This is a genomic window from Kocuria sp. KKT182, from assembly GCF_055635395.1.
On sequence record NZ_CM145757.1, the window covers coordinates 3,083,445 to 3,096,488 of the forward strand.

At 74.5% G+C, this 13,044-nt stretch carries 11 protein-coding genes; 4 read left to right on the forward strand and 7 right to left on the reverse strand.

The window, feature by feature from the left end:
- Positions 1-78: 78 nt before the first annotated feature.
- From ACZ2G1_RS14375 to ACZ2G1_RS14390, 4 genes are all read right to left on the reverse strand, one after another.
- On the reverse strand, positions 79-1,143 hold the full coding sequence (locus tag ACZ2G1_RS14375; RefSeq protein WP_095650262.1) for a M24 family metallopeptidase: 1,065 nt from the start codon (positions 1,141-1,143) through the stop codon (positions 79-81).
- Positions 1,140-3,167, reverse strand: a complete 2,028-nt coding sequence (locus ACZ2G1_RS14380; protein WP_470377050.1) for a DUF6807 family protein — start codon at positions 3,165-3,167, stop codon at positions 1,140-1,142. Before ACZ2G1_RS14380 ends, ACZ2G1_RS14375 begins: the two co-directional genes overlap by 4 nt.
- Positions 3,168-3,279: 112 nt before the next feature.
- Positions 3,280-4,554, reverse strand: coding sequence for an ABC transporter substrate-binding protein (locus ACZ2G1_RS14385; protein WP_470377051.1), 1,275 nt, complete (start codon positions 4,552-4,554; stop codon positions 3,280-3,282).
- Positions 4,555-4,702: 148 nt separating this feature from the next.
- A complete protein-coding gene (locus tag ACZ2G1_RS14390) occupies positions 4,703-5,836 on the reverse strand; it encodes an L-talarate/galactarate dehydratase (protein ID WP_109268356.1) in 1,134 nt (377 codons plus the stop codon).
- Positions 5,837-6,049: 213 nt separating this feature from the next.
- Here ACZ2G1_RS14390 and ACZ2G1_RS14395 point away from each other — a divergent pair, with 213 nt between their 5' ends.
- From ACZ2G1_RS14395 to ligM, 3 genes are read left to right on the forward strand one after another with little or no spacing between them, the layout of a single operon-like run.
- On the forward strand, positions 6,050-6,922 hold the full coding sequence (locus ACZ2G1_RS14395) for a methylenetetrahydrofolate reductase (RefSeq protein WP_290467602.1): 873 nt from the start codon (positions 6,050-6,052) through the stop codon (positions 6,920-6,922).
- Between the two features lie 17 nt (positions 6,923-6,939).
- A complete protein-coding gene (purU, locus tag ACZ2G1_RS14400) occupies positions 6,940-7,794 on the forward strand; it encodes a formyltetrahydrofolate deformylase (protein WP_109268461.1) in 855 nt (284 codons plus the stop codon).
- A 57-nt stretch (positions 7,795-7,851) separates the two neighbouring features.
- Complete coding sequence (ligM, locus tag ACZ2G1_RS14405; protein WP_035923410.1) at positions 7,852-9,261, forward strand: vanillate/3-O-methylgallate O-demethylase; 1,410 nt, start codon at positions 7,852-7,854, stop codon at positions 9,259-9,261.
- Here the strand turns inward: ligM and ACZ2G1_RS14410 are convergent.
- The 3 genes from ACZ2G1_RS14410 to ACZ2G1_RS14420 are packed head-to-tail and all read right to left on the reverse strand — an operon-like array spanning position 9,258 to position 12,507.
- Positions 9,258-11,360, reverse strand: a complete 2,103-nt coding sequence (locus ACZ2G1_RS14410; protein WP_470377052.1) for a bifunctional anthranilate synthase component I family protein/class IV aminotransferase — start codon at positions 11,358-11,360, stop codon at positions 9,258-9,260. The two genes, ligM and ACZ2G1_RS14410, sit on opposite strands and share 4 nt — an antisense overlap.
- A gap of 7 nt (positions 11,361-11,367) precedes the next feature.
- Entirely contained in the window at positions 11,368-12,078 is a 711-nt protein-coding gene (locus tag ACZ2G1_RS14415) for a FadR/GntR family transcriptional regulator (RefSeq protein ID WP_095650268.1), read from the reverse strand.
- A 45-nt stretch (positions 12,079-12,123) separates the two neighbouring features.
- The gene (locus ACZ2G1_RS14420; RefSeq protein WP_017834682.1) at positions 12,124-12,507 is read right to left on the reverse strand and encodes an avidin-fold protein; all 384 of its coding nucleotides are present in this window, start codon (positions 12,505-12,507) and stop codon (positions 12,124-12,126) included.
- 136 nt (positions 12,508-12,643) lie between these two features.
- Here ACZ2G1_RS14420 and ACZ2G1_RS14425 point away from each other — a divergent pair, with 136 nt between their 5' ends.
- Positions 12,644-12,964 (forward strand): putative quinol monooxygenase, encoded by a 321-nt coding sequence (locus tag ACZ2G1_RS14425; protein ID WP_017834683.1) that lies wholly within the window; start codon positions 12,644-12,646, stop codon positions 12,962-12,964.
- Positions 12,965-13,044 lie beyond the last annotated feature (80 nt).

The window sequence follows — 13,044 nt, forward strand, 5'->3', positions numbered from 1 at the left end:
ACCGGAGCCCGGACCGCCGGAAGGCCCGCACCCCCGGGGGTGCGGGCCTTCCGGCTCGGTGCGGGCGGACGGGGGCGGTCAGCGCTCCAGCACGGCCGGGCGGTCCCGGCCCCGGACCCGGACCACGGGCCAGCGCGGGTCCACGGACAGGGGCACGACGCCGCCGGGACCCAGCAGCACCGTGTCCTCGATCTTCGTGCCCGGCGCGGACGGGTTCCACGTGAAGGCCTGGTGCTCGTGCACGAGGTCCGGCACCCCGGGGGCGAGCCGCGGGTCCCGCCCGGCGTACCCGGCGGGCCCGCCCTGGTGGTGGCGGGTCCACTCCTCGGCGTCGAAGCCGTGGCGCGGATAGGCGTGCCGGAGCACCGGCAGCAGGTCGGCGAGGGGCAGCCCGGGGCGCAGCGCGTCGAGGACGTCGGCCTCGACCTCCGCGATCCTCGCCTCCGCGTCCGTCTCGGCGGGCTCGGCCGGGCCGAAGCGCACCCAGCGGGTCGCATTGGCGATGAGTCCGCCGCGGCGGGCGCAGACGACCGCCATCGCGCGCCGGCCCAGGGGCCCGGCGGTCGGCAGGGGGTGGCGGTGGGGCAGGCGGTCGGCGCCCCCGCACAGCACCACGACGGGTTCCGCGCCCGCGCGCACCAGGCCGGCGGTCAGCTCGGCGGCGAGCTCCCGCTCGGTGGTGCGCGGCGTCGCCCGGGTCAGCGCCCCGGTCAGCACCGCCGCGGCGTCCCGGCACAGCTGCGCGTAGCGCTGCGCCTCGCCGGGGAGCAGCGAGGCCCGCGCCGCCCGCAGCGGTGCGGCGACGCACTCCTCGGCGGCCACGGCCATCGCACGCGCCCCGGGGAACCAGTCCTCCGGCGCCGTGAGGGACCCGTGCCAGGGCACCTCGTGCAGCCGGAGGCCCGCGGGCAGCTCCTCGGCCACCAGGCGGGCGGCCTCGTTGGCGGAGGTCACGACCTCGTCGCCGTCCCGGTGCACCAGGACCGCGGCCACCGGCGGACCGGCGAGCGAGACGTGCACGCGCGCGCCGTCGAGGTACCAGGACACGGCGGAGTGGCTCTGCAGCAGCACGGCGTCCACCCCGTGCGCGTCCAGCACCCGCAGGACCCGCCGGCGCTTCTCCGCCCGCTCCGGGGCGCTCACGCGGTCCGGCTCCGGGCCGCGTCCCCGAGCAGGGCCTCCACCCGGGGGGTGTCGAGACGGCCGTCGACGACGAGCACGCGCACCTCCCGCTCGACCGGCCGGTCCGTCGTCGTCGTGACGGGCGCGTCCCAGGCCAGGGCGAGACCCACCCCCGGGTACCCGGCGTGCCGGACGAACCAGGGGTCGGCCGAGTCGTCGCCGCGCCGCAGGACGAGGGTCGCGGGGCGCCCCGCGAACTCGGCGGAGAAGGCGAGCCACGGGGAGGTGCTGCCGTGCACGGCCTGCTCGCCCGCCGCGTCCGCGGTGAACACGTCCGCGTCGGTGCAGGCGGGGAGCCGCCAGAAGAATCCTCCGTAGCCGCCGCCGGCCCGCCCGTTGGAGCCGGGGCTGCCGAGCCGCACCGGGTGGTCGCCGGCGGGGGAGAGGCGGAAGCGCAGGCCGAGCTCCCAGGCGTGCTCGTGCACGGGCCGGAACGTCCAGCGGCGCTCCTCGGTCAGCACCGCGGCGCCGTCCGGGCCCGTCCAGGCGAGCTCCTCGTCGAGGCGGTCGTCGGCGTGGTGCGCCGCGCCCCGGAGCACGCGGCCGTGGTCCTCCCGCCACACGTAGCGCTGCGCCTCCCGGGTGTAGGTGCGCCCGCCCCAGAAGTTGAGGCCGTCCACGTCCTGGAGCGCCGTGCCGACCCCCAGGTGCCAGACGTGGTCCAGGGGCTGCTGGTCCGTGAGGACGACGCCGCCGAGGGTCCGCACGGGGTGCAGGAACGGGCGGGGGGAGGAGGTCGGGGCGACGTCCTCGCCCGTGCGGACCTGCGCCACCTCGCGCTCGCCGAGGAGCACGCTCCCGCTCGTGGCGGCGGGTTGCGCCCAGGGGGCGCCCAGGCCGGCGAAGTCCGACTGCGCCCTGACCGCCCGCGCCGCCCAGTCCTCGATCCCGTCGAGGACGGCGCGCGGCGCCGTCCCGTCCTCCTGGTGCCAGCGGACGTGCTCGGGGGCGATCGGGACGGGGTCCGGGGCGGTGCGGACGGCGTCCAGCACCCGCACGAAGGCCCCCGTGGCGACCAGCGGGCACAGCAGCGCGGTGCCCCGGGCCCGGGCGTCGATCAGGTTCTCGAGCAGGTTCGTGCGCCCGGACTCGACAACCCGCGTCCCCTCCGGGCCCGTGACGGTCAGCCGGTCCTGGGTGTAGTGCAGGACGGCCTGCCCCTCCGTGCCCTCCACGGTGATGAACGGGTCCTGCTGCTCGGCGGCGCACAGGGTCAGGGCACACGTGACCGGGATCCCGGCCGCGGTGCGCACCCGGACCACCGAGGTGTCGTCGGACTCGATGGCGTTGGCGCGGTAGAGCTCGGTGCTCAGCTCGGCGACGTCCTCGCGGGTGCGGGCACCGGCGAGGTGCAGGGCGGTCATCACCGCGTGGGCCAGCGGGTTGGTGACCACGCCGTCCACCACGTCCACCCCGCCGATGCGGCGCCGCCCGGCCCACGGGGACCGGGTGAAGTAGTCGGTGTCCCGGGACCACAGCCCCGTGGCGCCCACCGCGCGCAGCCGCCCGATCTCCCCGCTGGCGAGCAGTCGCTCGACGACCTCCAGGGAGTGGGAGCCCAGGCTCTGGAAGCCCACCTGGACGAGCCGGTCCGCCGCCCCGGCGGCCTCGAGGAGGCGGTCGAACTGGTCGAGGCTGGCCACGGGGGGCTTCTCGAGCAGGACGTCGGCCCCCATCCGGAGGGCGGCCAGGGCGAGGTCGAAGTGGGTGTCGATGGGGGTGGAGACCACCACGACGTCCACGTCCGGGCCGGCGTCCTCCAGCTGCGCCAGGTCGCCGAACATGGGCACGTCCGGTCCGAGCACCCCGTCGTCGTCGACCCGCCGGTCGACGGCCGCCACCAGGCGGACACGGCCCTCCTCCTCGAGCCGGCGGATGTTCGCGAGGTGGCGTCCGCCGAAGCCGCCGATCCCCACCAGGCAGACGCGCACGGGTCCCTCCGGCGCGGTGCGGGCGGCGGGGGCGGACACGGTCTGGGTCTGCACAGGTTCTCCTGGATTCGGCGGGCGGGTTCGGCGGGCGGGTTCGGCTGTCGGAGGCAGGTGGAGCCGCGGGCGCCGGACGGTGCCGTCCGGCGCCCGCGGAGTGTGCGGGGGGTCAGCTGATCGCCGACTCCATCTCGGACATCATGCGCTCGGCGGCCTCCTCGGGGGTCGAGCGCTCGAAGAGCACGTCGAGCTCGTAGCGGTAGATGATCTCCTGCAGGGTGCTGAAGCCCAGCGGCGGGACCGGCAGCGCCTCGCCCAGCTCGGGCTGGATCTCCTCGACGAACTCCGCGGCCGCGGTGTCCGCCTCGCTGAGCTCGGGCAGCACGGCCTCGCGCACCGTCTCGTTGGCGGGCAGGCCGCGGTCCGCGAGGTTGATCTTGCCGGCCTCCTCGCTGTTGACCATGAAGTCGATGAACGCCTTGACCTCCTCGGGGTGCTCGGTGCGGGCGGAGGCGGACATGAACATGGCCGACTTCTGGAAGAGCTGCGCGCCGCCCTCGGTGCCGTCGGTGCTCGGGAAGCGGAGCGGAACGAGCTGGTTGCCGGACGCGGCGTTGAGGGCGCTCAGCTGGTTGGTCCACCACATGCCCATGGCCGCGCCGTTGGTGCCGGTGAGCGACTGGTCGGGGCCCGGCTCCTGGTCCTCCGTGACCACCGAGGCCGGGGGTAGGGCGCCGTCCTCCATCATCTGGTGCCACATGCCCAGGTAGCCGGCGGCGTCGCTCGCCTCGAAGCCGAGCTGCCCCTCGGGCGTGGTGAGCTCCTTGCCCTGCTGGCGCAGCCAGATCTGGAAGCCGGCCGGCTCGTTCGGGCCGCTGGTGCCGTGGACGTCCGTGTTCTCGGCGATCTGCTGGGAGACCTCGGAGAAGTCGTCCCAGGTCCACGTGGAGTCGTCCGGCAGCTCGACCCCGGCCTCCTCGTAGATGGTGGGGTTCGCCATCATCGCCATCACGTTGACGCCCGTGGCCACGCCGAAGAGGCCCTCCTCGGTCCGGCCGCTGTCCACGACGCCCTCGTCGAGCTCGGCGACGTCCACGTCGGAGAGGTCCAGCAGCGCGCCGTTGTCCGCGTACTCGCGCAGGTACTTCTCGTCCATCTGGATGATGTCCGGGGCGTCGCTGGAGGCCGTCTGCGTGGCCAGCTTGTCCCAGTAGCCGCCGAAGTCGCCGTACTCGCCCACGATGGTGACCCCCGGGTTCTGCTCCTCGAAGGCGTCGATGATCTCCTGCGTCTGCTGGTGGCGGGTGTCCGAGCCCCACCAGGCGAAGCGCAGCTCGACGTCGCCGTCCGCGCTGGCGCTGTCCCCGCCGCCGCAGCCGGTCAGGGCCAGCGCCGAGACGCTGAGGACGGTGGCGGCCTTCGCGAGGGTTCCCGTTCGCTTCATGCTGATCATGTCTCCTATGGGTCGAGGCAACGCGTTCTGGAAAGCGTTTTCCCGAGCGTAGCTGTGACCTGCCTCACGGGTCAAGAGGTCGCTCGGATTTCGTCGGCCGTGTCGCGCCGGTCCCCGACGGGGGCGCCGGCCGCGGTGCCTACGACCGGCCGAAGGCCACGCTGTCCGTGGTCCAGGCGCGGGCCTGGCCGCTGAGCGTGACGCCCAGCCCGGGGCGGTCGGGGACGAGCATGCGCCCGTCCCGGGTCTCCAGGCGCTCCTCGAAGAGGGGATCGAGCCAGTCGAAGTGCTCCACCCACGGCTCGCGCGGATAGGCCGCCGCCAGGTGCAGGTGGATCTCCATGGCGAAGTGGGGGGCCAGCCCCAGTCCGCGCTGGTCGGCCAGGGCCGCCAGGCGCAGGAACTGGGTGATGCCGCCCACGCGCGGGGCGTCGGGCTGGATGATGTCGCAGGCCCGGGCGTCGATGAGCCGGACGTGCTCCGCGACGGAGGCGAGCATCTCGCCGGTGGCGATCGGCGTGTCCAGGGCCGCGGCCAGCTGGGCGTGGCCCTCGGCGTCGTAGGCGTCCAGGGGCTCCTCGATCCAGACGAGGTCGAACTCCTCCAGCCGGCGGCCCATGCGCAGGGCCGTGGCGCGGTCCCACTGCTGGTTGGCGTCGACCATCAGGGGCACGTCCGCGCCGATGTGCTCGCGGACGCCCGCCACGCGGCGCAGGTCCTCGGCGGAGTCGGGCAGGCCCACCTTGATCTTGATCCCGCCGATGCCCTCCTCGAGGGAGCGGGTGGCGCGGTCCCGGACCTCCTCCAGGGAGGCGTTGAGGAACCCGCCGGAGGTGTTGTAGGTCCGCACGGAGTCCCGGTGGGCGCCCAGCAGCTTGGCCAGCGGCAGCCCGGCCCGCTTGGCCTTGAGGTCCCAGAGGGCCACGTCGATCGCGGCCAGCGCCTGGGTGGCCACTCCGGAGCGGCCCACGGAGGCGCCCGCCCACAGCAGCTTGTCGTACACCCTGGCGATGTCGTTGGGGTCCTCGCCGATCAGGCCCTCCGCCACCTCCTTCGCGTGGGCGTACTGGGCGGGGCCCCCGGCGCGCTTGGAGTAGCTGAAGCCCATCCCGGTGTGCCCCTGCGCCGTGCTGATCTCGGCGAAGAGGAACACGACCTCGGTCATCGGCCGCTGCCGGCCGGTGAAGACCTTGGCGTCGGAGATCGGGGTGCTCAGCGGCAGGGTGGCGGTGGAGAGCTGGACGTGGCGGACGGTGTCCGGGGTGTACGGCATGGCGGGATCCTCGAGGGTCTCGGCGGCGGCGGTCAGAACGAATAGTACAAATAAATAACTTGTATGACTAGTGCTCGCGGGTGCGCCCGGGCCGCCCGGCACCGAAACACTCTGTACATAGTTATTGTGACCTGCAACACTGGCGGCGAGACCGTGTGAACCCCACGCCCGCGGCGCGCCCCCGGGCACGCACCGCGGAAAGGATGTGGACCGATGCCGATCGACCCGCCCCACGCCGGACCGGCCGCCGCGCTGCTCCGGGACTTCTCCCTCGAGATGACGGGCAAGGACGTGCCGGCCCTGGAGGAGGCCGCCGCCGTGGTCCCTGCGGGGACCCGGATCAACGTGACCTTCCTCGGCAACGAGGACCTGGGCATGCGCGTGGCCGCGGCCCGCGCGGTGCGCGAGCACGGCTTCGTCCCCGTGCCCCACCTCTCGGCGCGGAGGCTGCGCTCCCAGGGCGAGCTCGAGGAGTTCCTCGCGGCGCTCGCGGAGGTCGGCGCCGCCGAGCACGTGTTCGTGGTGGGCGGGGACCCCGAAACCCCCGAGGGCCCCTACCCGGACTCCCTCTCGGTCATCCGCACCGGAGTGCTCCCGCGGCACGGCGTGCGGGGGGTGGGCGTCAGCGGCTACCCGGAGGGCCACCCCGGCATCGACGACGCCACCCTGTGGTCCGCCCTGACCGACAAGACCGCCGCGATCCGCGAGCAGGGCCTCGAGCCCGAGATCATCACCCAGTTCGGCTTCGACAAGGACCCGGTCCTGGAGTGGCTGGCCGAGGTGCGCCGCCGCGGCGTCGACACCCCGGTGCGGATCGGGGTGCCCGGGCCGGCGGGCGTCCGGCGGCTGCTCGGCTACGCGCGCCGCTTCGGCGTGGGCACCTCGGCGGGGATCGTCCAGAAGTACGGCTTCTCCCTGACCAACCTGCTGGGCACCGCGGGCCCGGACCGCTTCCTGCGCGACCTCGCCGCCGGACTCGACCCCGCCGTCCACGGGCAGGTGCTGCTGCACTTCTACACCTTCGGCGGGCTGCGGGCCACGGCCGAGTGGGTCCGCGAGTTCGGGACGGACGGGGGGACCCCGTGAGCGCGGCCCGCCCGTCGATGCTCCGCCCGGACCACGCCAGCCTCGTGGTGCACGGCCGGGACCAGCCGGGGATCGTCGCCGTCGTCACCGACGTCCTCGCCCGGCACGGGGCGAACATCGTGGCCCTCGACCAGCACTCGGACGACCCCGAGGGCGGGGCGTTCTTCCAGCGCACGGTCTTCCACCTGCCCGGCTACCCGGCCCTGCGGCCGGCGCTCGAGCAGGACCTCGGCGCGGCCCTCGCGGACGGGTTCGAGCTGGAGTGGCGGTTCACGGACCTCTCGGTGCCGCGGCGCGTGGCGATCTTCGCCTCGAAGTCCGACCACTGCCTGCTCGACCTCGTCTGGCGCCAGCGCCGGGGCGAGCTGCCCATGACGATCTCCATGGTCGTCTCCAACCACCCCGACATGGCCGAGGACGTCCGCGGCTTCGGCATCCCCTTCTTCCACGTCCCCACCCAGGACAAGGCCGCGGCCGAGGCGGAGCACCTGCGCCTGCTGCAGGGCAACGTCGACCTCGTGGTCCTCGCCCGCTACATGCAGATCCTGTCCTCCACGTTCCTGACCGAGGTCGGGGTGCCGGTGATCAACATCCACCACTCGTTCCTGCCGGCCTTCATCGGGGCCGAGCCGTACCGCAAGGCCAAGGAGCGGGGCGTGAAGATCATCGGCGCCACCGCGCACTACGTCACCGAGGACCTCGACGAGGGCCCGATCATCGAGCAGGACGTGGTCCGGGCCTCGCACCGGGACTCCGCGCAGGAGCTCGCCCGCCGCGGCGCGGACGTGGAGCGTCAGGTGCTCTCCCGCGCCGTGCTGTGGCACTGCCAGGACCGCATCATCCGGCACGACCGCCAGACCATCGTGTTCTGATCCCCGTCCCGGCCGCGCCGTCGCGGCCGGGACACCACCGCAGAGAAGGAGTCAACCGTGGCACCCCGCACTCTCCAGGACGTCCTCGACGCCTCGAACGGCACCGTCGAGCTGCTCCGCAACTCGCAGATCGGCGCGTACGTCTACCCCGTGGTCGCGCCCGAGTTCCACAACTGGCGCAGCGAGCAGAAGGCGTGGCGGGAGACCGCCGTGCTCTACGACCAGTCCCACCACATGGACAACCTGTTCATCCGCGGCAAGGACGCGCTGCGACTGATCTCGGACACCGCGATCAACAGCACGAGGACGTTCCCCGTGAACAAGGCGAAGCAGTACGTGCCCACCACCCCGGCCGGCCACGTCATCGGCGACGGCATCCTGTTCCACCAGGAGGAGGACGAGTACGTCTACGTGGGCCGCGCCCCGGCCGCCAACTGGCTGCTCTACCACGGCGAGACCGGCGGCTACGACGTCGACATCGAGGTCGACCGCCGCTCCCCGTCCCGCCCGATGGGCAAGCCCGTGGTCCGGAAGTACTGGCGCTTCCAGATCCAGGGCCCCAGCGCGTGGCAGATCATCGAGAAGCTCAACGGCGGGCCCCTCGAGCAGCTGAAGTTCTTCACGATGGACCGCATGAGCGTGGGCGGCGCCCGGGTGCGCACCCTGCGCCACGGCATGGCCGGCGCCCCCGGCCTGGAGATCTGGGGCCCCTACGAGTCCTACGACCAGGTGCGGGCCACGATCCTGGAGGCCGGCGCCGAGTTCGGCATCGTGCCCGTCGGCGCCCGAGCGTACCCCTCGAACACCCTCGAGTCGGGCTGGATCCCGTCCCCGCTGCCGGCGATCTACACCGGGGAGGGCACGGCGGACTACCGGAGGTGGCTCGGGGCGGACAGCTACGAGGCCACCAACGCGCTCGCCGGCAGCTTCGTCTCCGAGAACATCGAGGACTACTACCTCACGCCGTGGGAGCTGGGCTACGGGTCCTTCGTGAAGTTCGACCACGACTTCATCGGCCGCGACGCCCTGGAGCAGGTCGACCCCTCGACCCAGCGCCGGAAGGCGACCCTGGCCTGGAACGCCGAGGACATGACGAAGATCTTCGCCTCCCTGTTCGACACCGAGGGCCCGGACTACAAGTACTTCGACCTGCCCCTGGCCAACTACGGCTCGTCCAACTACGACGCGGTGGTCGACGCCGACGGCCGCACGGTGGGCCTGTCCATGTTCACCGGCTACAGCTACAACGAGCGCAAGGGCCTGTCCCTGGCGACCGTCGACCCGAACGTGCCCGAGGGCACCGAGCTGAAGGTCGTCTGGGGCGAGCCGGACGGCGGCAGCCGCAAGACCACCGTGGAGCCGCACGAGCAGCTCGAGGTCCGTGCCGTGGTCAGCCCCGTGCCCTACTCCGAGGTGGTGCGCAAGGACTACCACGGCGGGTGGCGGACCGCCTCGGCGAAGGGCTAGCCGAGGAGCGGTCCGAGGGCGCGCAGCACGGGCCCGGGCTCCCACCGCCCGAGGCCGTCGACCGCCCCGACGGGGTGCACGCCCGCCACCGAGTTGGTCACGAACGCCTCGGTGGCGCGGGCGAGCTCCGCCCACGCCACCGGGCGCTCGCGGACGTCCGTGCCGGCGGCGCGCAGCGCCGCCAGCACGCGGGCGCGCACCACCCCGGGCAGGATCCGTCCGTCCGCGGGCGGGGTGAGCACGGCGCCGTCGACGACGACGAAGACGTTCGCCCGGCCCGTCTCCAGGAGCATGCCGTCCGCGTCCACGAGCAGCGGGTCGCAGCTGCGCGACCACAGCCCGGGGACCGGCTCGTGGGCGAGCACCCGGCGGTCCGCCCACTTGTGCCCCCCGAGGCCGCCGGGCAGCCGGACGGGGACGAGCCGCCACGGCGGCACCGGCTCCGGGGGGAGGGCCGTGGCCGTGACCGTCACGGTCACGGCGCCCCCCGGGGCGGGCACGGCCGTGATCCGCAGCCGGTGCGGACCGGGCAGCGCGGCGGCCCGGTCCAGCACCTCGCCGCGGACGCCCGCGGGCAGGGCCGCACCGCAGCAGGCGAGGCAGCTGGCGCCGAGCCGGGCGAGGTGGGCCTCGAGGTCCACGGGCGCGCCGTCGCGCACGAGCAGCGTGGTGAACACCCCCTCCTCCCGGGCCGGCGGGAGGACCGGCAGGGCCGGGAGGAGCTCGAGCACGGTCGCGGGCCGGTGCCCGTCCCAGTCCCGCCGGAGGTCCTCGTCCAGCACGGCCCCGACGGCGTCGAGCAGGGGCACCGCCTTCACGAGCGTCTCGTGCGCCTCGTCCGCGGGGTCGGAGTCGGCCACGATCCCGCCGCCCACCCCGAGCCGGACCCGGTCGCCGGTGAACTCGAAGGTGCGGATCGCCACGCTGAGCACCAGACCGGCCGGGCCCGCGCGGCCGATCGCCCCCGTGTAGACCTCGCGGGCCGCGGGCTCGAGCGCGTTGACGATCTCCATGGCCCGGATCTTGGGCGCACCCGTGCAGGACCCCGGGGGGAACGTGGCCCGCAGCAGCGCCCCGTCCCCCAGCCCCGCGGGCAGCCGCCCGTGCACGTCCGCCACCAGGTGGTGGACCCCGGTGTGCGGCTCGACCCGGGGCGTGGCCGGGGCGCGCACCGACCCGGGCACGCACGCCCGGGAGAGGTCGTTGCGCATCAGGTCCACGATCATGACGTTCTCCGCCCGGTTCTTCGCCGAGCCGTGCAGCGCCGCGGGGTCGCTCGCGGCCGGTGCGGTGCCCTTGATCGGGGACGTCAGGACCGTGCGCCCGGTGCGGCGCAGGAACAGCTCCGGGGACAGGCTCGCCACCGCGGCCCCCTCCGGGAGGCGCAGGAACGCGGCGAAGCGCGGGGCCAGGGCCTCCTGGCCGGCGCAGAACAGGTCCAGCGGGTCGCCCCGGAAACCGGCCTCGAGACCGCGGCAGACGTTGGTCTGGAAGACGTCGCCGTCGCGGATGTGGCCCAGCGCCGCGGTCACGGCGGCGGCGTGCGCGGCGGCCGAGGCGTCGGCCGTGAAGGGCCCGCACCGGTAGGGCGCCGGTGCGTGCGGGGCGTCCTGCGCCGTGCGGGCGAGCTCCCGCGCGGCCGCCACCCGGGCCGGGTCCGTGCCCGGCAGCCACTCGAGCACCCAGGCGCCGTCCGCGGCGCGGTGGCGCAGGACGTGGTCGTAGTACCCGAGGTGGTGGTCCGGCAGCCGCGCGGGGCGCGGCGGGGCGGTGGGGAGCCGCTCGAGGCGCCGGGCCAGCTGGTAGCCGAGGTAGCCGATCCAGCCGCCGCCGAAGGCCGCCTCCTGGGGGTCGTCCGGCGGGGGATCCCCCTCCGGGGTGGCACCCGGCAGCGGGGCGTCCGGCAGCGGGACCCGGGCGTCCAGGGCCGCGAAGGGGTCCTCGCCGGCGCCCAGCACCCGGAGCGGCCGCACGCCGATCACGGTGTCGCCGCCGGACCAGTCGCCGAACAGCCCCACCAGCCCGGGCTGGTCCCGCAGGGCCCGCAGCATCTGCACCGGGGACAGGCGGACCCCGGTGAGGACCTCCTGCGTCGTCACGGCCGCCTCAGCCGTTCCCCGGGGCGGTCGCGGACGGCCCGTCGCCCGCCTCCGCCTCGAGCCGCCACCGGGAGTTCGCCAGGTGCGCGCGCATCGCCGCCGACGCGGCGAGCGGGTCGCGGGCCCGGATCGCGTCCAGGACCGACCGGTGCTCGGCGGCGACCCGGGCCGCGCGCCCGCCGCCGGGGGCGCCGTCCAGCCGGCGCGGCGGCATGGTGATCATGGCGGGCCCGAGGCCGGTCAGGGCGTCCACGTAGTACGGGTTCCCGCTGGCCTCCGCCACGGTCCGGTGGAACTCGAAGTCGTTCTCCAGGGACGCGGCCGGGTTGTCGACCTCCTCCTCGGACCGCGCCAGGGCGTCCTCCATCCGGGCGAGCTGGTGCTCCTCCCGCGCCGTGGCCGCCAGCGCCGCGGCCTCGGACTCGACCCCGGTGCGGAAGGCCAGCAGGCGGCGCCGGTCCTGCAGGGTCCGCACCGGCCGGCTCGTCCCGCCGGGCGCGGCCGGAGGGGTCAGCACGAAGCTGCCGCTGCCCCGCCGGGTGTGCACGAGCCCCTCCGCCTGCAGCCGGGCGACGGCCTCGCGCACCACCGTGCGGCTGACCCCGTGCTCCGCGATCAGGGTGCTCTCGCTGGGCAGGCGCTCGCCGGGGGAGATGCGCCCGTCCACGATGCGCGCCCGGAGGTCGTCCACGAGGGCGGAGGTGAGGTTGCGGCTCATGGGGACATGATCCCACCCCGGGAGCGGCCCCCGCAGCCCGGGGCGTCAGGGCCGGCGGCCGACCTCCTCGACCACGCTGCGCCCCGTGCCCGCCCGGGACTCCCAGGCCCAGGTCTCGTGCAGGCGCACCCTGCCGTCCCCGAGCACCTCGATGCGGGACGTGCACGCCCCGCCGGCGGTCTCCCCGGCACGGTCCAGGTGCGAGTAGCGGAAGCTCAGCCCGTCCCCGGCGCGCGTGCCGACGAGGAAGCCCCGGCGCACCGAGCCGCCCGCGTACTCGGCCCACACGAGGTCGTCCTCCTGGTGGTAGTCGAAGACCGTGTCGGAGCCGACGTCCCCGTCGGCGGCGTTGGACACGCCCACGAACGTCCTCCCGTCGAGGTCCACGGCGTCCGGCGCGGTCGGCGGGGTGCGGTGCAGATCGGTCATGGGTCCACCGTACGGTGCGCCGGGCGCCGTCGTTATCGGTCCGCGATAACCTCCCTTGGCGGGCCCTTCCACGGGCCGCGACACTGGCACCGAGAGTCCCGGGGTGAACCGGGACGTCCGCGAGAGGGGAGCAGGGATGATCTTCATCGTCGTCAAGTTCAAGGTGAAGCCGGAGTGGGCCGACCGCTGGGTCGAGTTCTCGAAGGAGTTCACCGAGGCCACCCGCGCGGAGCCGGGCAACCTGTGGTTCGACTGGTCCCGCAGCGTGGAGGACCCGCACGAGTTCGTGCTCGTCGAGGCCTTCGCGGACGACGGCGCGGGCCCGCACGTGAACAGCGACCACTTCAGGAAGTTCACGGCGGAGGCGCCCCAGGCGCTCGTGGAGACCCCGCAGATCATCAGCGAGCAGATCTCCGCCTCGGGCTGGAACCGGATGGGGGAGATCACGGTCGGCTGACCGTCCGACGGCGCGCCGCCGGCCCGGGAGCGAGGCTCCCGGGCTGTTGGCATGTGCAACCCGGCACGCCACAATGTGAG

What these genes read in the sequence shown, in the direction of transcription:
- purU (WP_109268461.1), top strand. Translation starts at nt 6,940, where the DNA reads ATGCTCCGCCCGGACCACGCCAGCCTCGTGGTGCACGGCCGGGACCAG.
- ACZ2G1_RS14425 (WP_017834683.1), top strand. Translation starts at nt 12,644, where the DNA reads ATGATCTTCATCGTCGTCAAGTTCAAGGTGAAGCCGGAGTGGGCCGAC.
- ACZ2G1_RS14415 (WP_095650268.1), bottom strand. Translation starts at nt 12,078, where the DNA reads ATGAGCCGCAACCTCACCTCCGCCCTCGTGGACGACCTCCGGGCGCGC.
- ACZ2G1_RS14395 (WP_290467602.1), top strand. Translation starts at nt 6,050, where the DNA reads ATGCCGATCGACCCGCCCCACGCCGGACCGGCCGCCGCGCTGCTCCGG.
- ACZ2G1_RS14420 (WP_017834682.1), bottom strand. Translation starts at nt 12,507, where the DNA reads ATGACCGATCTGCACCGCACCCCGCCGACCGCGCCGGACGCCGTGGAC.
- ACZ2G1_RS14390 (WP_109268356.1), bottom strand. Translation starts at nt 5,836, where the DNA reads ATGCCGTACACCCCGGACACCGTCCGCCACGTCCAGCTCTCCACCGCC.
- ACZ2G1_RS14385 (WP_470377051.1), bottom strand. Translation starts at nt 4,554, where the DNA reads ATGAAGCGAACGGGAACCCTCGCGAAGGCCGCCACCGTCCTCAGCGTC.